Source organism: Micromonospora sp. NPDC049203 (assembly GCF_043197215.1).
Classification (GTDB): Bacteria; Actinomycetota; Actinomycetes; order Mycobacteriales; family Micromonosporaceae; genus Micromonospora.
In genome coordinates, this window is the sequence record NZ_JBICSV010000004.1 from 204,449 (window position 1) to 222,666 (window position 18,218).

An 18,218-nucleotide genomic window follows, 5' to 3' on the forward strand; every position below is an offset into this window, starting at 1 on the left:
GGTGTTCGGGTTCTGCTTGGTCGCTGAACCAGATACCGGAGACCTCGCTACATCTCGAACACCGACACGCCAAGATCCTCACCCAACAGCTCAAGCCCTCGCACGGACTTCGACACAGGCCCTAGGAGAGCGCTGCGGCTACCGCTTCGGCGGCGGCCGTGACCTGGGCGCCGACGTCCGCCACGTCGAGCGGGGTCAGCGACACCACCCCCACGCTGCCCTCCAGACCCGGCACGCCGAGCACCGGGGCGGCCACTCCGTACGCGCCGGACTCCAGCTCGCCGCTGGTGCTCACCGGCCCCGGATCGCCGGCCCGCCCGGCCAGCACCGCCCGGCCCGCCGCGCCCCGCTCCAGCGGGTGCCGGGTGCCGGTCCGGTACGCCACGTGGAAGGACGTCCAGCTCGGCTCGACCACCGCCAGCGCGACCCCCTCGCCGCCCTCGACCACCGTCAGGTGGGCGGTCGCCCCGGTGCCCTCGGCGAGGCGGCGCAGCGCGGGCAACGCCCCCTCGGCCAGCAGGGGCTGGGCGCGGCGGGCCAGGTGCAGCACGCCCACGCCGATGCGCAGCCGGCCCTCGCCGTCGCGCCGGAGCATGCCGTGGCCGGTCAGCGCGCCGACCAGCCGGTAGACGGCCGCCCGGCCGATGCCCAGCCGGTGCGCCGCCTCGGTGACTGTCAGCCCGCCCGGCGCGTCCGCGACCAGGTGCAGCAGCCGCAGACCCCGGTCCAGGGTCTGTGCGGTCTCTCCCGTGCGTGCCGCCGTGTCCACAGCACGCAGCGTACGACCCGGCTCCGGCCAACCCGGAAATGTGTGGACGGCTACCCTTGTGAGGTGACGCTACGCCTGTATGACACCGCCACCCGATCGGTGCGGGACTTCGTCCCGCGGGAAGCCGGCAAGGTGGGGGTCTACCTGTGTGGTCTCACGCTCCAGGCCCCGCCCCACATCGGCCACCTTCGCTCCGGCGTCAACTACGACGTGCTGCGCCGCTGGCTGCTCAGCAAGGGCTTCGAGGTCACGTTCATCCGCAACCTGACCGACATCGACGACAAGGTCCTGGCCAAGGCGATGGAGCAGGACCGGCCGTTCTGGTCGATCGCGTACGCCAACGAGCAGATCCTCACCGCCTCCTACCGGGCGCTCAACGTGCTCCCGCCGACGTACGAGCCGCGCGCCACCGGGCACATCCCGGAGATGCACGAGCTGATCGTCCGGCTGATCGAGACCGGCCACGCCTACCCGGCCACCGACGGCTCCGGCGACGTCTACTTCGACGTGGCCTCCTGGCCCGCGTACGGCTCGCTGTCCGGCCAGTCCCCGGCGGACATGCAGCCCGCCGGCGACGCCCCCGACCGGGGCAAGCGGGATCCGCGTGACTTCGCGCTCTGGAAGGGCGCCAAGCCGGGCGAGCCGGCCGACGCCTACTGGCCGTCGCCGTGGGGGCGCGGGCGCCCCGGCTGGCACATCGAGTGCTCGGCCATGTGCTGGCGCTACCTGGGCCCCGAGTTCGACATCCACGGCGGCGGGCTCGACCTGACGTTCCCGCACCACGAGAACGAGATCGCCCAGTCGCAGGCCGCCGACCTGCCGTTCGCCCGCTACTGGGTGCACCACGGCCTGCTCGGCATCGGCGGCACCAAGATGGGCAAGTCGCTCGGCAACACGCTCGACCTCGACTACGTGGCCTCGCTCGGGGTCCGTCCGGTGGAGCTGCGCTACTACTACGTCGCCGCGCACTACCGCTCCCGCATCGACTACTCCGAGGACGCGTTGCGCGAGGCCGCCGTGGCGTACCGGCGGATCGAGGGCTTCGTGCAGCGGGCGGCCGAGCGGGTCGGCACGGGCCGGCCCGGCGGCCTGCCGGACGCCTTCGTGGCCGCGATGGACGACGACCTCAACACGTCGGCGGCGCTGGCGGCGCTGCACGAGGTGGTTCGTGACGGCAACACCGCGCTCACCGCCGGGGACGATGTGACCGTCCGCACGGCGCTCGCCGCCACCCGGGCGATGCTGGATATCCTCGGCGTCGACCCCCTGGACCCGGCCTGGACCGGCGGCGGCCGCGCGGACGACCTGCGCGGCGTGGTGGACTCCCTGATCGCGCTGGCCCTGGAGCAGCGCGCGCAGGCCCGCGGCCGCAGGGACTGGGCCGCCGCCGACGCCGTACGCGACCAGCTCAAGCAGGCCGGCGTGGTCGTCGAGGACACCCCCCAGGGCCCGCGTTGGACTATTGGAGAGCAGGACTGATGGCCGGCAACTCGCAGCGCCGTGGCCGGCGACTGACGCCGAAGGCGGGCGCCCCCAAGGGCACCGGTGGCAAGAACAAGGACTCCCTCGCCGGGCGGGGCCGCACGCTGCCCGCCGACGAGCGGCCCTGGCACAAGGCGTACTCGGGCACCGAGAAGCTGCCCCAGCGCACCGCCTGGAAGCAGGACAAGGAGCGCCGCACCGCCGCCGAGGAGGGGCGTGCGCCCAAGATCGGCCAGCCCGGCACCAAGGACACCACCTGGGGCAAGGGCAGCCGGGCCGGTGTGCCGCTCAAGGGCGGCAAGGGCAAGCCCGCCGGCCGGGGCGGCCCCCGGGTCGCGCCGGGCCGTAAGGCCAACCCGGCGAAGGACAGCCCCGAGCTGCTGGTCGGGCGCAACCCGGTGCTGGAGTCGCTGCGCACCCAGGTGCCCGCGACCGCGCTCTACACCGCGCAGGGCATCGACATGGACGACCGGGTCAAGGAGATCGTCCGCACCGCCGCCGACCGGGGCATCGCGATCCTGGAGGTCAGCCGCGCCGAGCTGGACCGGATGACCGGCGGGGTGCTGCACCAGGGCGTCGGCCTCCAGGTGCCGCCGTTCGCCTACGAGCCGTTCGACGACCTGGTCGCGGCGGCGCTGGAGCAGGCCGCTCCGCTGCTCGTCGCGCTGGACGGCGTCACCGACCCGCGTAACCTCGGCGCGGTCATCCGCTCGGCCGCCGCGTTCGGCGCGCAGGGTGTCTTCGTACCCGAACGGCGTGCCGCCGGGATCACCGCGACCGCCTGGCGGACCAGCGCCGGCGCGGCCGCGCGCGTGCCGGTGGCCCAGGTCACCAACCTGACCCGGTCGCTCAAGGCGTGCAAGGAGGCCGGCTTCGTCGTGGTCGGCCTGGACGCCGACGGGCAGACCGACCTGTACGACCTGGAGGCCGCCGTCGGCCCGCTCGTCGTGGTGGTCGGCTCGGAGGGCCGAGGGCTGTCCCGCCTGGTCGGGGAGACCTGCGACCTGACCGTCAGCATCCCGATGGTCTCCGAGGTGGAGTCGCTAAACGCCAGCGTCGCCGCCGCGGTCACGCTCGCCGAGGTCGCCCGCCGCCGGTCCGTCGAGGCCTGACCGAGAGCAACGAAAAGGGCGGTCCGCCGTGGCGGGCCGCCCTTTTCGCGTACGTCAGATCCGCTGGCCGGTGGCGGCGTGGAAGACGTGGCTGCGGCCGGTACGCGGCTTGACGAACACGGTGTCGCCCATGTTCGGCATGCTGCGCCGGTCGGTACGGACCACGAACCGCTCGTTGTGGCCCTCCAGCGCGGCGTGGCCGTAGATGTTCGCGTCCGAGCCCAGGTCCTCGACCAACTCGACCACGACCGGCATGCCGCCCTCGGACGGGCTGACGAGGTCGCAGTCCTCCGGCCGGAAGCCGACGGTGACCTTGCCGTCGCCGCCCTCGGCGTTGGCCGCCTGGACCTGCTCGCGGGTCAGCGGCACGATCATCTCGGCGAACGCGCCGCCCTGTTCGGTCAGCTTCACCGTCTTGATGTTCATGGCCGGGGAGCCCATGAAGCCGGCGACGAAGACGTTGGCCGGGGTGTCGTAGAGCGCCCGCGGGGTGTCCACCTGCTGGAGTACGCCGTCCAGCATGACCGCCACCCGGTGACCCATGGTCATGGCCTCGACCTGGTCGTGGGTGACGTAGACGGTGGTGACGCCCAGCTTCGCCTGGAGCGAGGCGATCTGGGTACGGGTCTGCACACGCAGCTTGGCGTCGAGGTTCGACAGCGGCTCGTCCATGAGGAAGACCTGCGGCTCGCGGACGATCGCGCGGCCCATGGCGACACGCTGGCGCTGCCCGCCGGAGAGCGCCTTCGGCTTGCGGCTGAGGAACTCCTCCAGCTGGAGCAGCCCGGCCGCCTCCTTGACCCGCCGGTCGATCTCCGCCTTCGAGGTCTTGCGCAGCTTGAGGGCGAACGCCATGTTCTCGTACACCGTCATGTGCGGGTAGAGGGCGTAGTTCTGGAAGACCATCGCGATGTCGCGGGCCTTCGGCGGGAGGTGGGTGACGTCCCGGTCGTCGATGTAGATCGCGCCGTCGTCGACGTCCTCCAGGCCGGCGAGCATCCGGAGGCTGGTGGACTTGCCGCAACCGGACGGGCCGACCAGGACGAGGAACTCCCCGTCACCGATCTGGAGGTCGAGCTGGTTGACGGCGGGGCGCTCGGTGCCCGGATAGATCCGGGACGCCTTCGAGTAGGTGACCGTAGCCATGATGGAGCGCTTCCTTTCACCGGCAGGAACGTGCCGGACGATCCGAGTGAAGGAGCGACCGGCGCCCAAGGCGCCGGCCAACGGGGTCGTCGCTCAGGCAGCCGAGGCCGGCCGGAGTGTCGTCCGTGTCACTGCACGGTAAACGGCTTTCGCGATCGTGCCAAGACGTGGCGCGACGGATGGGACGGACGGCATACGCATAACGGGCACAGAGGCACGGCGAGGCATCAATCTCCCCGGCTGGGAGCGCGGCCGGGTGATGATCCATCGTCATCCCGGTCGGGATACCGACGTTTTCCGTGCTCGGGACCCCTGCGAGGCGGGATTTCCGGGGCTCAGTCGCTATGCTGACCCCTACGCACGCGCCCCTGTAGCTCAGCTGGCCAGAGCACTCGCCTTGTAAGCGAGATGTCGCCGGTTCGATCCCGGCCGGGGGCTCCAATTCCATCAGGCATTTCGCGGCGGCAGTCGCTGCGATCTGGCCAGTGACAGCGGCGGGCTCATGAGAGCCCGCAGGCGATCCGGCTGACCTGGAGCAGCCATCACCACTGGGCATGACGATCAGGCGGCGCCACGCTCGCTGACCGGCCGGCGGCGCAGGTTCGGGTTCAGCAGGGCCGGGGGCAGATAGGCCTGGTCGAGCCGGGTGACATCGGTGCCGGGCGCGACGATCTCATCGATCCGGTCGAGGATCTCGTCGGTGAGCGTGACGTCGACGCCGGCGAGCAGGTCGTCGAGGTGCTCCATCGTGCGCGGGCCGAGGATTGCGCTGGTCACGCCGGGGTGTGCGATGGCGAATGCCATGGCGAGGTGGGTCAACGGCAGGCCTGCCTCGTCGGCGAGCGGGATGAGTTGTTCGACGATGTCGATCCGGCGCTCGTCGGTGAGGTGTTTGGAGAAGCGGGCACGGCGCAGGTCGTTCTGCTCGCCCTTGCGGACCCGGCCGGTGAGCATTCCCTGCCCGAGTGGGCCCCACACCAGCGTGCCCATCCCGTAGCGCTGCGCGGCCGGCAGCACCTCGCTCTCGATGCCGCGGTTGAGGATCGAGTAGGGCGGCTGCTCGGTGTGGAAACGTTCCAGCCCGCGCCGCTCGGCGACCCACTGGGCGTCGACGATGTCGGAGGCGGGCATCGTGGATGATCCGATCGCCCGGACCTTGCCACTGCGGATCAGGTCGGAGAGCGCCGAGAGCGTCTCCTCGATGTCGGTGTCGGGGTCCGGGCGCTGGATCTGGTAGAGGTCGATGTGGTCGGTCTGCAGGCGGCGCAGCGAGTCCTCAACCGCGGTCATGATCCAGCGGCGGGAGGCGCCTCGCCGGTTGGGGTCGGTGGCCGCACCCGGCGTCCGGGGCAGCGCGATCAGCCTGGGCAGGCCCACCTTGGTCGCGAGGACGACGTTGTCCCGGCGGCCCTTGAGGGCCCTACCCACGATCTCCTCCGAGTCGCCGTAGGCATCGGCGGTGTCGACGACGTTGATCCCCGCGTCCAGCGCCTTGTGAATGACCTTGATCGAGTCGCCGGGGTCGGGATTCCCGATCACGGTGGCGAACATCAGCGTGCCGAGCGCGTACGGGCTGACCTTGATGCCCGTCCGGCCCAGGGTGCGGTACTGCATGAGCGTCTCCCTGCGGTATCGTCGTTAGGTGGAAAGTCTTTCCGGAACTGAACTATACGGAAAGGCTTTCCGGAAAAGCAAGGGAGGTGTAGCTGTGTCCGACAACAGAGCAGATTCCGGTGTTCGCGACCGCGCCCCGCGCCGGATGCGCACCGACGCGCGCCGCAACATCGAGTCCCTGCTCGAAGCTGCGAAGACGGTCTTCGGCACCGTCGGCGTCGACGCCCCCGCCAAAGAGATCACCGATCTGGCCGGCGTCGGCGTCGGCACGCTCTACCGGCACTTCCCGCAGCGCGCGGACCTGATCAAGGCCGTCATCGAGCGGGAGATCGACGCATGCGCCGACGCGGCCCCGGCCCTGGCCGCCACGCACGAACCGGGGGTAGCCCTCGCGAAGTGGCTCGACCGGTTCACCGCGTTCGTCGCGACGAAACGCGGATTTGCCGTGGCCCTGCACTCCGGCGATCCGGCGTTCGACGGCCTGCCCGGATATCTCCTGCAGAAGCTGGGACCGGCCCTCGAGTCGTTGCTCAAGGCCGCGACAGCCAGCGGTGAGGTCCGGGCCCGGATCAGTGCCCAGGACCTGCTGTACGCCGTTGCGAAACTGTGCGCGCCCATGCCGGACGAGGAACCCGACTACGGGCGGCGCATGGTCGCGCTCCTCGTCGACGGACTGCGGTCCGGCGAGCCCCCGCACTGACACACACCAGTCGACTCGGGCGGAGCTGAACGGACGATCGGGCCGTCCCGAGGTCGCCCGGGTGCCCTCCGCCGGGAGCCGACGGGGCGGATCGTCGGCGAGCGACCGGGTTAGTCTCGCGGTCCCCGACCGTGGAGGTGCCGATGCCCAGCCGCCTGCTCTACCTGGTCCGTCACGGCGAGCAGGACCGCCCGGAGGAGGAGGCGGACACCGGACTGTCCGAGCGGGGCCGGCGACAGGCGACGCTGCTGGGTGAGCGGCTGCGCGGCACGCGCTTTGCCGCCGTACACCATGGGCCGGCCCGCCGGGCCGCGGAGACCGCCGGGCTGGTCGCGGCGTCGCTGCCGGGTGTTCCGGTACGCGAGGACGACCGCGCGGGCGACCACATGCCGCACGACACCGAGCCGGCCGGCCTGCCGGAGTCGTACGTGGCGTTCCTGGCCGGCTTCACCGAGCGGGAGCGGCGGGACGGGCCGCGCGTGACGGCGGAGGCGGTGGCCCGGTTCGCCGCCGCCCCCGCGCAGGGTGACGTACGCGAGCTGGTCGTCACCCACAACTTCCTGGTCGCCTGGCTGGTGCTGAGCGCGCTGGAGGCGCCGGCCCGGCGGTGGATCGGGCTCAACCAGCAGAACTGCGGGTTGACCGTGATCCGTTACAGCTCGGGCGGCCCGCCGGCGCTCATCGCGTTCAACGACGTCGCCCACCTGCCGCCCGAGCTGCGTGCCACCGGCCTGCCCGACGACTACCGGATCTGACCGGCGCTCAGGCGAGCAGCTTCACCACGGCGTCGGCCACGGCGCGGGCGGACTGCGGGTTCTGGCCGGTCACCAGACGCTCGTCGACCACCACGTGCTCGGTGAAGTCGGGTGCCGGCACGTGCTGCGCGCCGGCCTCGGTGAGCTTGTCGGCGAGCAGGAACGGCACCTCGTCGGTGAGGCCGACGGCCGCCTCCTCGCTGTTCGTGAACCCGGCCACCCGCTTGCCGGCGATCAGCCGGGAGCCGTCGGTGAGGGTGAGGTTCACCAGCGCCGACGGGCCGTGGCAGACGGCGGCCACCACGCCGCCGCGCTCGTAGATCGAGCGGGCGATGCGGGCCAGGTCGGGGTCGTCCGGGAAGTCCCACATGGTGCCGTGACCGCCGGCGAAGAGGATCACGTCGTACCCGTCCGGTTCGACGTCGGCGGCCTTCGGCGTGTCGGTGACGCCGGCGGTGGCGAGGAAGTCGTTCTGGGTGCTGTCGTTCTCGTCCCGGCCGTCGACGGGCGGCTCCCCGCCGGCCACCGACACCAGGTCGACGTCGTACCCGGCGGCCCGGAACACCTCCCACGGCTCGGCGGCCTCGCCGACGTAGTAGCCGGTCGAGCGGCCGGTGCGGCCCAGCTCGGAATGACTGGTCATGGCGATGAGTGCGCGAGTCATGCCTTCCATGCTGGCCCGCTCGTCCGCCGACCGGCCATAGGCCGATGTCACAGCCGGAACGGGTTTGAGGTCGGGCCGGGTCAGCCGGTGGCGCCGTTGAGCAGGTCCACCACCTGCGCGGTGACGGCCGGCGGCGTGGCCTTCGGCGGGCAGTCCACGTAGCCGACCTGGTTCGGCCCGATGGTGAGCCGGTAGGTGAACGCGTCGGCGCACATGGGCGGCGGCACTGTCACGGCGGCCTCGGCGGCCAGCCGGGGGTCGGCGGTGAGCTGCCGCAGCCGGGCGAGTTCCGTGTCGCTGAGCCGCCCCTCCCGGGAGGCGCCGGCGCGGTCGGTCCTCGTCCACTGACCGTGCGGCTCGACCCGGACGGTGTCGGTCACCCCGGCGATGCCGCCGGACTTCTCCAGCACCACCTCGGCGGCCAGCGGCGGGGGGCCGTCAGTGATCACCGGTGGCTCGTCGGCACGGGCGCAGCCGGCGAGCGGGACGAGAAGGGCGGCGACGGCCGCCACGGCGGCGGGGGCAGCTCTCATACCGGATCGGACGCGCGACGGGACCACCCGGTTCCGGGTCACCGCTCCTCCTCATCCGTTCGGTCAGTGTCTCCGGCGGGAGCTCGCCAGCCTCTTTCACGTTCTTCGATGTATCGCTATATCTACACCAGTGACAACCCCCGTCACAACATCCGCCTTCCAGGAGGGCCCGTGAAAAGATCCGTCGCCGCCGTCAGCGCAGCGCTGCTCACCAGCAGCGTGCTGGCCTGCGTCACCACCTCTGCGCAAGCGGCAGCGCCAAGCGCACCCAGTCCCGAGACCTCGGCCGCAGCCCGGTCCGCGAGCCTGCTGCGCGCCAACCCCGGCGCCGTCCAGGGCGCCAGCGGTGAGGCCTACCAGGCCGTCCGCACCAAGGTCGACCCGTCCGGGGCCGCGCACACCCGCTACAGCCGGACCTATCAGGGTCTCCGGGTGTACGGCGGTGACTTCGTCATCCACACCGCCGCGAACGGCAGCATGACCGGCGCGTCGGTCAGCCTCTCCGCCCCGCTGACCCTGAGCACCACCGCGAAGGTCGGCGCGGACGCGGCGAAGGCCAGCGCCCGCAAGACGTTCTCCGGCTCGGTCACCTCGGTCGGCGCGCCGGAGCTGTTCGTCGACGCCAGCAGCGGCAAGGGCCGCCTCGCCTGGGAGACCGTCGCGACCGGCTGGAAGGCGGACAAGCAGACGCCGTCGAAGCTGCACGTCATCACCGACGCCACCACCGGCAAGGTGATCGGCTCGTACGACGAGATCGAGACGGTGGCCGGCACCGGCCAGGGCATCTACACCGGCTCGGTCACCATCGACACGACGCTGTCCGGCAGCACGTACCAGATGATCGACCCGGTACGCGGCAACGGCCGTACCTGCGACATGAACAACGGGACCTCCACCTGCACCACGTTCACCGACGCGGACAACGCGTGGGGCACCGGCGCCACCTCGAACCGGCAGTCGGCCGCCGTGGACGCCCACTTCGGCGCCGCCAAGACGTTCGACTACTTCAAGAACGTGCACGGCCGCAACGGCATCTTCGGCAACGGCCAGGGTGTGCCGAGCCGGGTGCACTACGGCAACAACTACGTGAACGCCTTCTGGGACGGTGCCCAGATGACGTACGGCGACGGTTCGGGCAACTCCCGTCCGCTGGTCTCGCTGGACGTGGCCGGGCACGAGATGAGCCACGGTGTCACCGAGGCGCTGGCCGGGCTGGTCTACTCGGGCGAGTCCGGTGGCCTCAACGAGTCCACCAGCGACATCTTCGGCAACATGGTGGAGTTCTACGCCGCCGCGCCGAGCGACCCGGGCGACTACCAGGTCGGTGAGAAGATCAACATCAACGGCAACGGTACGCCGCTGCGCTACATGTACAACCCGTCGCTGGACGGCTCGTCCGACTCCTGCTGGTCCACCAGCACGAAGAACAAGGACGTGCACTACTCCTCCGGCGTCGGCAACCACTTCTTCTTCAACCTCGCCGAGGGCACCGGCGCCACCGCGTACGGCACCTCGCCGGTCTGCGGCTCGGCCCCGGCGGTCACCGGCATCGGCCGCACCAAGGCGGAGAAGATCTGGTACCGGGCGCTCGACGTGTACTTCACCTCGAACACCTCGTACGTGAACACCAGCAACCCGGCCAACACCGCCCGCGCGTACACCCTGCGGGCCGCGACCGACCTGTACGGCAACTGCTCGACCGAGTACAAGACCGTCCAGGCCGCGTGGACCGCGGTGAACGTGGCCGGCAACGACGCGCCGTGCAGCTCCACCGGCAACGACTACTCCGTCTCGCTCTCGCCGACCGCCGGGTCCGTGACCGCGGGTGGATCGGTCTCCGCCACCGTCGCCACGTCCACCACCAGCGGCACCGCGCAGACCGTGACGTTCTCCGCGTCCGGCCTGCCGACCGGCGCCACCGCGTCGTTCAGCCCCACCTCGGTGACCTCGGGCGCCTCGTCCACCCTCACCATCGCCACCGGCTCCGGCACCCCGGCCGGCACCTACACGGTGACCGTCACCGGAAGCGCGGCGTCGGGCACGAAGACCGCCACCTACTCGCTGACCGTCAGCAGCGTCGGCGGCGGCTGCACCGGTGCCGGGCAGAAGCTCGGCAACCCGGGCTTCGAGTCCGGCAACACGGTCTGGAGCTCCACCTCCGGCGTGATCGGCCAGCACGGCACCAGCCAGCCGGCCCGCACCGGCACCTGGAGCGCGTGGATGAACGGGTACGGCAGCACCCGTACCGAGACGCTGTCGCAGTCGGTGAGCCTGCCGAGCGGCTGCTCCGCGTACACCCTCTCGTTCTGGCTGCACATCGACTCGGCCGAGAGCACCACCAGCGTCCAGTACGACAAGCTGAACGTGCAGGTGCTCAACTCGTCCGGCTCGGTGCTGGCCACGCTGGCGACCTACTCGAACCTGAACAAGGCCGCCGGCTACAGCCAGAAGTCGTTCAACCTGGCGGCGTACGCCGGGCAGACCGTCACGCTGAAGTTCACCGGCACCGAGGACGTCTCGCTGCAGACCTCCTTCGTGCTCGACGACACCGCGATCAACGTCTCCTGACCTGATCGCCGATCCCGGGGCCCGGCGGCCACCCCACGCGGGTGGTCGCCGGGCCCCGGCCGTTACGGTCGCACCATGTCCGACGCGGAACTCACAGTCACCCTGGACGGCCCGGTGGCGACAGTGGTCATCCACAACCCGGCCCGGCGCAACGCGATGACCCCGGCCATGTGGCGGCAGCTCCCGGTGCTGCTGGACGGCCTGGAGGCGGACCCGGCCGTACGGGTGCTGGTGCTCACCGGCGCGGGCGGCACGTTCTGCGCCGGCGCCGACCTGGGCGACCTGGACGAGCTGCTGGCCGCCGGTGACGGCAGCATCGCGGTGGCCGCCGAGGAACGGCTCGCCGCGTTCGGCCGTCCCACTGTGGCGGCTATCGAGGGCGCCTGCGTGGGCGGCGGATGCCAGCTCGCCGTCGCGTGCGACCTGCGGCTGGCCGCCGCGGACGCCCGGTTCGGCGTACCCCCGGCGCGGCTCGGCCTGGTCTACCCGGCGCCGACCACCCGTCGGCTGGCCGCGCTGGTCGGTCCGTCGGCGGCCAAGCACCTGCTGTTCACCAGCGAGCTGGTGAACGCCGAGCGGGCGCTGCGGATCGGCCTGGTGGACGAGGTGCTGCCGGCCGGTGAGCTGGCCGGGCGGGTGGCGGCGCTGACCGCCACCGTCGCGGAACGGTCCCGGCTCACAGTGACCGCCGCCAAGGAGATCGTGGACGGGCGCGCCGCCGCCGACCGGCTGGTCTGGTGGCACGGCCAGGTGCGGGACAGCGGCGAGGCCCGCGAGGGGGTGGCGGCGATAAACGAGCGCCGGCCGCCGCGCTTCGGTTGGACTCCGCCGGCCACGCGCTGACCGCCGAGGCGGGCAGGCGAACGGGACCGGCGGGCGCGGCGCCGGGGCGTACCCCCGGCACCGCCCCCTGTGCCCGCCGGCCGTCCGTCACCGCGCCAGCGCGGCCCAGCTCGGCGTCACCGGCTCCCGCCGCAGCGGCATGCCCGCCTCGGCCGGGGTCCGGTCACCCTTGCGCTGGTTGCACGCGTAGCAGGCGGCGGTGGTGTTCCCCCAGGTGTTCCGGCCACCGCGCGAGCGGGGCAGGACATGGTCGATCGTGCTGGCCGCTCCGTCGCAGTAGGCGCACCGCCGCCGGTCGCGCGCCAGCACCCCGGCCCGGGACCAGGCCGGGCCGGCGCTGAACCGCCAGCGGGTCACCACGTACCGGACGAGGCGGACCACCCGCGGCAGCGGGAAGACGCCGATCACCCGGTCCGGCTCGGCCTCGTGGATCTCGGCGACCCGGCGGCAGAGCATCCGGATCGCGTGCTTGACGGTGACCCGGTGCAGCGGGCCGAGGTCGGCGTTTATGACGAGGACGGCGTCCACCGGGCTCTCCCTTCACGATCGGCGGTACGGCGACGAAAAAAGCCGCCCGGTCCACGGGACCGGGCGGCGACGACGGGGACGCGTAAGACGCGTCAGTCGTGCCCTCCGGGCCAGGGACCGTGTTCCCGGCAACCGTCGCCGAGCAGCCACGACGTCATCGTGGTGGCGTATCGCAGCGACATGGACGGCTCCTGGAACGGTGGTTGACCTTGCGCGCTCACGGTAGATCGATCCGGGAGTCGTGGCCAACGTATTTCGATCCGTCGTCGGCGGGCCGCCGCTGCCGTCCGGCCCGTCCGGTGCGCCGGGCGGCGGTGAGCGGCCTGTCGATCCGGGCGGTCATCTGCACCACCAGCTCGCTGTCCAGCAGCGGGCGGTTCACCTCGGCGGCCACCGACAGCGTGGGCGTGGAGATCGACCGCCAGATCGCGGTGAGCCCGGCGCCGAGGCCGACGAGCGCCACCGCCGCCCGGGTGGTGGGGGAGCCGGCCGCGGCGGCGGCACTGACCCCGACCACCGCGAGCAGCACCACCAGCAGCGGCGCCAGCACCGGCCAGAAGATGCCCCGGGCCGCCTGCGCGACCAGCTTCCGGTCCCGGATGATGACGTTGCGGGCGACCACCGCCCAGTTCTCCTCGTCGAGCAGGTCGCGCGGGTGCAGGCCGCCGGTCAGCACGTCCTGCCACAGGTCGCCCTGGTTGCGCAGCTCGCGGGCCAGCTCGCCGAGTCCGGCCTCGGCCGGGTCGCCCACTGTGGCGCGGCCGACAGCGGTGGCCCAGGCGGCGAGCGAGCGGCGCACCACGGCGGCCGAGTACGGCGGCAGTACGCTCGCCAGCTCGTCCAGCCACCTGCTGATCTGGATGTGCCGGCCACCGAAGCGCCCGGCGAGCTGGTCGGCGTCGCCGCGCCGCACGGTGTCGGCGAGCGAGCGCCCGAGCCGGTACGCCACGCCCACCCGGTGGTTCGTCGCCATCGTCCAGCGCAGCACGTCGATGTTGAGGTCGTCGAGCGCGCGCAGCAGCGGCTCCCGGTCGGCTCCGGTGGCACCCCGGGCGGCGGCGGTGCAGGGCACCGTACGACCGGCCGGGGTCAGCGGCGCGATCTGGGTCAGCGCGACGTCCACGCCGTCGAGGTACATGCCGAGCCGGTGCCGCCCGGCCAGCTCGGTCAGGTTCGACAGCTTCGGCGGCGCGGGCGCCGGCCGGTCCCCGTCCCCGGTCAGGTCGGCGGTCTGCGCGTGGTGGTAGGCGTCCGCCATGGACCAGCCGAGCCGCAGCGCGGTGACCACCGCGGTCCGTTCGTCCCGCGGTGTCCCGTGTTCCTCGTCGCGCGGCTCGCGCGTCGGGGTGCTCACCGCCCGACCTCCCGTGTCACCGGATCAGTCGAGCGTAAAGCCGTTCTTGTCGGCCTATGACCGTTTCGGGCCAGTCCTGCTGGCCAGCAGGCCGCGCGGACGGATCGACCGGACCGGCTCGGCCGCCGCCCCCTCGGCACGCAGGATGTGGTTCGCCGCGATGATCCCGGTGGCCGCCGAGCGTTCCATCAGCGCGCTCGGGAATTCGGTGCGGATGCCGTCCCCGGCCAGATAGAGGCCGGGCGCGTCGGTCTCCACCCCCGGACGCCAGGCGTGGCTACCCGGCGTGAACGCCGGGGCCTGCGCCTCGACCCGGGCGCGCAGCTCGCGTACCCGCAGGTCGGCGACCTCCGGCCAGAGCGCGGTCAGCTCCCGCAGCATCCGCGCGGCCAGCTCGTCGGCCGGCACGTCCGGCTCGCAGGCGTACGCGTGCAGCTCCACCACCGAGCCGCCGGTCCGCTCGGCCCAGCGGCGGGGCTCGTCCTCCAGCCGGTGGTAGAGCGTCACCGAGTCCAGCGTGGGCTGCCGGGAGACACCGCTGAACACCGCCCGGTCGGCCCGGACGTCCCCGTCCATCCAGTAGCGCGCCACCGCGTACGGCGGACCGGGCCTGCCGAACGCGGGCATCCGCGCCACCAGCTCGGGGGCCGCCGCGACCAGGCCGGGCGAGGCGTCGACAAGCGCGGCGAGCGCGGGCGGGTCCACCGCGAGCACCACGTGCGGCGCCTCCCAGACGTCACCGTCGGCGCCGGTCACCCGCCAGCCCTCCGGGGTACGGTCCAGCCGGGCCGCCGCCGCGCCGGTCGTCACCCGGCCGCCGTGCTTGCCCACGTACCGGGTCAGCGGCTCCCAGATCGCCGTGCCGTAGTCCCGGTCCGGGCAGTCGAAGGCCAGCCCTTCCGGATTGCCGAGCAGGTAGAAGTGGAACTGGGCGATCATCTCGGCGGCCGACATCTCCGCCTCGTGGTTGAAGAACGAGTGCGAGAAGACCTCGAACAGCATGGCCCGCGCCCGGTCCGGCAGCCGCAGCGAGGTGAGCAGCTCGTCGGCCGTCCGCTCGTCGAAGTCCTCGTAGGTGCGTACCGGGTCGTAGGTGAGCAGCGGCAGCGCGGCGTCCCGGTCCATCGAGCGCAGGTCCGCCAGGCGCAGGCTGGGACTGCGCAGCAGCAGCGCCAGCAGGTTCGCCGGCGGCGCGGGCGGCAGCTTGCCGAACTCCTCGGTCGGCCACCGCTCGGACAGGATCGGGTAGCCCGGGATCGGCTTGAGGAAGCCCAGCGCGGGATCGACCCGGCGCAGGATCGACCGCCAGTTCCAGTACTGCCGGAAGAACGCGTGGAAGCCGTGCTCGTTGCGCTGGACGCCGTCGGGCAGCTCCTCCGGCCAGGCGCCGAGCCGCCCGCCGAGGTGCGGCGCCGCTTCCAGCACCGTCACCGCCACGCCCCGCTCGGCCAGCACCACCGCCGCCGACATGCCCGCGATGCCGCCGCCGACCACCAGCGCCGCGACCGGCCGCGGCACGCGGTCGGCGCCTCCGCCGCCCGGGTCCACCAGGTGCTCGCGTACGCCGATGAGGCGACCTACCACTTGCGACAGACTCACGGGGCATCCTTCGGTCGGCGGTCCCCCAGTCTGCCCGAGGTGAAAGGAAGGGGCCCCTTTTAACGCATACGGAGGTGCAGGGGCCCCTTCTTAACGCCGGGCGATCCGTGCGGCGCGTGCGTCGGGTGGGCGCGTGGGGTGAGGCGTTAACAGGGGGCCCTTCCTCTACCGGAGGCGTTAACAAGGGGCCCTTCCTTTCACGGCAGGCAGCGGCGCGGGCGGTCCGAGGGCGGCCAGACGTACTCCAGGTCGGGGGAGACGTCGGTGAACAGCGGTGCGTAGTGGACGGGGTCCTTGCGCAGCAGCGACGACCGGTGGCTGCGGTGCAGGTCGTCGCGGCCCAGCCAGGGCGGCAGCTCACCGGCGACGGCCAGCTCGTCCTGGGTGCGGATCACCGACACGCCGCAGGCGGCGGCGAGGTCGGTGGCGAGCGTGCCGGCGCAGGTGTCGGCCCGGCCCGGCTCGCACCACACCGCGCACATGTCCAGCCCGTACCGGGTCAGCGCCTCCTCGTACCCGGCCCACATCTTCACCGCGGGGTGGTTGCGCCAGCCGTAGTCGGGCCGGGTCAGCCCGCGCAGCACCTGGATCGCCTCCACGCGCTGCTTGCCCAGCCGCTTCTGGTCCAGCGTGCGCGCGCTGCCCAGGAAGTCCGGATACGGCAGGAACGTCTGCATGCCGGTGCGTTACCCGTACCCGGACCCGCCATGCGTTCATGATCGTCGGGGCTGCGCGCATCGCGAGCGGCTGACTACGATCCGGACATGGCCGAGCCACTGCGTGACCGTGCGCGCCGCGCGACCGGCTGGCGGCTCCGGATGAACGGGGACGAACGCCCCCACTACGTGGTCTGCGGCTCCGATCCGCTCGCCTACTGGGTGGTCCGGTCGCTGCTCGCCACCGACAACGCCGACGGCCGGGTGCGGGTCACGCTCGTGGTGCCGGGCCGCCGCCGGTCCGAGGGCCCCGACGGGCGGGACGTGCCGGGGGTGCGGGTCGTCACCGCCGAACGCCTCGACGAGGCGGCGTTCCGCCGCGCCGGGCTGGCCGGCGCGGCCGGGCTGGCCCTGCTGCACCAGGACGACGTGGGCAACATGCACGCCGCGCTCTGCGCCCAGGAGGTCGAGTCGCGGCTGCGCCTGGTGGTGCGGATGTTCAACACCAACCTGGCGGACGGCCTGCGGCAGCTCTTCCCGGACTCGGCGGTGCTCTCCGACGCCTCGATGGCCGCGCCCGCCTTCGTGGCCGCCGCGCTCGGCGAGGTGGCGCCGACCCACTTCCGGCACGCCGGGCGCACGCTCTACGTGGCCCGCCGCGACGACGTACGCCCGCAGGACGTGGTCTGCGGCCTGGCCGTCACCACGGATCCGGACCTGGTGCGTGTGCTGCCCGCCGACGAGGCGACGGCCGACGTGGTGCTGGCCGAGGCGACCGGGCGGCCGGCGGGCACCGAGGTGGCCGCGCGGCGGCTGGTACGGGCGCGACGGCGACGGCAGCCGGCAGCCGTGCTGCTGCGCGCGGTCCGCCACTTCGCCACCCGCAAGATCGGCATCGCGGTGCTGGTGCTGCTCGCGGTGATCGCGGTGCTGGGCTGGCTCAACGCGCGGGCCGCCGACGTGAGCTGGAGCGAGGCGGTATACCTGACCCTGGTCACCACGCTCACCGGCCAGGATCCGGACGTCAACAAGCCGGTCGCGGCCCAGGTGATGCAGGTGGTGCTCAACCTGGCCGGGCTGGCGCTGATCCCGCTGATCACGGCCGCGGTGGTCGACGGCATCGTCAACGCCCGGCTCGCGCTGCACGCCGGCCGGGTCCAGCCGGACCGCTCCGGGCACGTGGTGATGGTCGGGCTGGGCAACATCGGCACCCGGGTGATGGCGCAGCTGCACGACTTCGGCGTCGAGGTGGTGGCGATCGACAAGAACCCGGACGCGCGTGGCGCCGCGCTGGCGCACCGGCTGGGGGTGCCGCTGATCGTGGGCGACGCGGGCCGGGAGGAGACGCTACGGTCCGCCTCGGTGGACACCTGCCAGGCGCTCGTGGTGGTCTCCACCGACGACGGGACGAACCTGCGGGCCGCGCTGATCGCCCGGTCCCTCGACCCGGACCTGCGCGTGGTGCTGCGGCTGTTCGACGGCGACTTCGCCGAGCGCATCCAGCAGGCGTTCGGCATCGGCATCTCGCGCAGCGTGTCCTATCTGGCCGCACCGGCGTTCGCGGCGGCTCTGCTCGATCGCGCGGTCATCGCCACCATCCCGGTGGACCGGCACGCGCTGCTGGTCACCGAGGTGCCGGTGGTGGCCGGTTCGCCGCTGGACGGGAGTCCGCTGGGCGCGGTGGCCCGGCCCGGCGAGGTGCGTCTGCTCGCGCACACCCGGCCCAATCAGAAGGCCGACTGGGCGGCCGACCCGCGCATGGTGGTCCAGGCCGGTGACCGGCTGACTGTGGTGGCCCGGCGGGCCGGGCTGACCGCGCTGCTGCGGGAGACCACGCCCGCGCCTCCTCCGGCGCCCACCGGCCCGCCCGCCGCCCGCCGCCCGCAGGAGTGACC

The 18,218-nt window shown here is 72.6% G+C and carries 16 protein-coding genes and 1 tRNA gene; 8 read left to right on the plus strand and 9 right to left on the minus strand.

Annotation, left to right across the window (positions count from 1 at the left end; translation table 11 throughout):
- Positions 1–121 precede the first annotated feature (121 nt).
- The gene (locus ACGFIA_RS13385; protein WP_357389935.1) at positions 122–769 is read right to left on the minus strand and encodes a helix-turn-helix domain-containing protein; all 648 of its coding nucleotides are present in this window, start codon (positions 767–769) and stop codon (positions 122–124) included.
- Positions 770–832: 63 nt separating this feature from the next.
- On the opposite strand from ACGFIA_RS13385, the gene cysS reads away from it, so the two are divergent.
- Positions 833–2,248: a cysteine--tRNA ligase gene (gene cysS / locus ACGFIA_RS13390; protein ID WP_357468913.1), complete on the plus strand. Its 1,416-nt coding sequence runs from the start codon at positions 833–835 to the stop codon at positions 2,246–2,248.
- Positions 2,248–3,363: a 23S rRNA (guanosine(2251)-2'-O)-methyltransferase RlmB gene (gene rlmB / locus ACGFIA_RS13395; protein ID WP_357389931.1), complete on the plus strand. Its 1,116-nt coding sequence runs from the start codon at positions 2,248–2,250 to the stop codon at positions 3,361–3,363. Before cysS ends, rlmB begins: the two co-directional genes overlap by 1 nt.
- Before the next feature lie 54 nt (positions 3,364–3,417).
- Here the strand turns inward: rlmB and ACGFIA_RS13400 are convergent, their stop codons facing one another.
- Positions 3,418–4,509, minus strand: a complete 1,092-nt coding sequence (locus ACGFIA_RS13400) for a sn-glycerol-3-phosphate ABC transporter ATP-binding protein UgpC (RefSeq protein WP_357389929.1) — start codon at positions 4,507–4,509, stop codon at positions 3,418–3,420.
- A 364-nt stretch (positions 4,510–4,873) separates the two neighbouring features.
- On the opposite strand from ACGFIA_RS13400, the gene ACGFIA_RS13405 reads away from it, so the two are divergent.
- Positions 4,874–4,950 (plus strand) — tRNA-Thr (locus ACGFIA_RS13405).
- 120 nt (positions 4,951–5,070) lie between these two features.
- On the opposite strand, the gene ACGFIA_RS13410 is transcribed toward ACGFIA_RS13405, so the two are convergent.
- Positions 5,071–6,123 (minus strand): aldo/keto reductase, encoded by a 1,053-nt coding sequence (locus ACGFIA_RS13410; protein ID WP_357389927.1) that lies wholly within the window; start codon positions 6,121–6,123, stop codon positions 5,071–5,073.
- A gap of 94 nt (positions 6,124–6,217) precedes the next feature.
- On the opposite strand from ACGFIA_RS13410, the gene ACGFIA_RS13415 reads away from it, so the two are divergent.
- Positions 6,218–6,823, plus strand: coding sequence for a TetR/AcrR family transcriptional regulator (locus ACGFIA_RS13415; protein WP_393260052.1), 606 nt, complete (start codon positions 6,218–6,220; stop codon positions 6,821–6,823).
- A gap of 143 nt (positions 6,824–6,966) precedes the next feature.
- Positions 6,967–7,578 (plus strand): histidine phosphatase family protein, encoded by a 612-nt coding sequence (locus tag ACGFIA_RS13420; RefSeq protein ID WP_393260055.1) that lies wholly within the window; start codon positions 6,967–6,969, stop codon positions 7,576–7,578.
- A 7-nt stretch (positions 7,579–7,585) separates the two neighbouring features.
- On the opposite strand, the gene ACGFIA_RS13425 is transcribed toward ACGFIA_RS13420, so the two are convergent.
- Both ACGFIA_RS13425 and ACGFIA_RS13430 read right to left on the minus strand, forming a co-directional pair.
- On the minus strand, positions 7,586–8,242 hold the full coding sequence (locus ACGFIA_RS13425) for a type 1 glutamine amidotransferase domain-containing protein (protein WP_357389921.1): 657 nt from the start codon (positions 8,240–8,242) through the stop codon (positions 7,586–7,588).
- A gap of 80 nt (positions 8,243–8,322) precedes the next feature.
- Positions 8,323–8,691 (minus strand): hypothetical protein, encoded by a 369-nt coding sequence (locus tag ACGFIA_RS13430; RefSeq protein WP_357479409.1) that lies wholly within the window; start codon positions 8,689–8,691, stop codon positions 8,323–8,325.
- 255 nt (positions 8,692–8,946) lie between these two features.
- Between ACGFIA_RS13430 and ACGFIA_RS13435 the strand changes: the two genes are divergently transcribed.
- Positions 8,947–11,343, plus strand: a complete 2,397-nt coding sequence (locus ACGFIA_RS13435; RefSeq protein ID WP_357389917.1) for a M4 family metallopeptidase — start codon at positions 8,947–8,949, stop codon at positions 11,341–11,343.
- 75 nt (positions 11,344–11,418) lie between these two features.
- Complete coding sequence (locus ACGFIA_RS13440; protein WP_393260060.1) at positions 11,419–12,186, plus strand: enoyl-CoA hydratase/isomerase family protein; 768 nt, start codon at positions 11,419–11,421, stop codon at positions 12,184–12,186.
- A gap of 87 nt (positions 12,187–12,273) precedes the next feature.
- Here ACGFIA_RS13440 and ACGFIA_RS13445 read toward each other — a convergent pair whose 3' ends face one another.
- From ACGFIA_RS13445 to ACGFIA_RS13460, 4 genes are all read right to left on the minus strand, one after another.
- On the minus strand, positions 12,274–12,714 hold the full coding sequence (locus ACGFIA_RS13445; protein WP_357389913.1) for an HNH endonuclease: 441 nt from the start codon (positions 12,712–12,714) through the stop codon (positions 12,274–12,276).
- 217 nt (positions 12,715–12,931) lie between these two features.
- On the minus strand, positions 12,932–14,068 hold the full coding sequence (locus ACGFIA_RS13450) for a hypothetical protein (protein WP_357468930.1): 1,137 nt from the start codon (positions 14,066–14,068) through the stop codon (positions 12,932–12,934).
- 54 nt (positions 14,069–14,122) lie between these two features.
- Positions 14,123–15,667, minus strand: coding sequence for an FAD-dependent oxidoreductase (locus tag ACGFIA_RS13455; RefSeq protein WP_393260063.1), 1,545 nt, complete (start codon positions 15,665–15,667; stop codon positions 14,123–14,125).
- A 197-nt stretch (positions 15,668–15,864) separates the two neighbouring features.
- Positions 15,865–16,344: an MSMEG_6728 family protein gene (locus ACGFIA_RS13460; RefSeq protein WP_357468933.1), complete on the minus strand. Its 480-nt coding sequence runs from the start codon at positions 16,342–16,344 to the stop codon at positions 15,865–15,867.
- An 87-nt stretch (positions 16,345–16,431) separates the two neighbouring features.
- Between ACGFIA_RS13460 and ACGFIA_RS13465 the strand changes: the two genes are divergently transcribed.
- Positions 16,432–18,216 carry a potassium channel family protein gene (locus ACGFIA_RS13465; protein WP_393260066.1) on the plus strand — a complete coding sequence of 595 codons (1,785 nt, stop codon included), beginning with the start codon at positions 16,432–16,434 and terminating at the stop codon, positions 18,214–18,216.
- Positions 18,217–18,218: the final 2 nt, after the last annotated feature.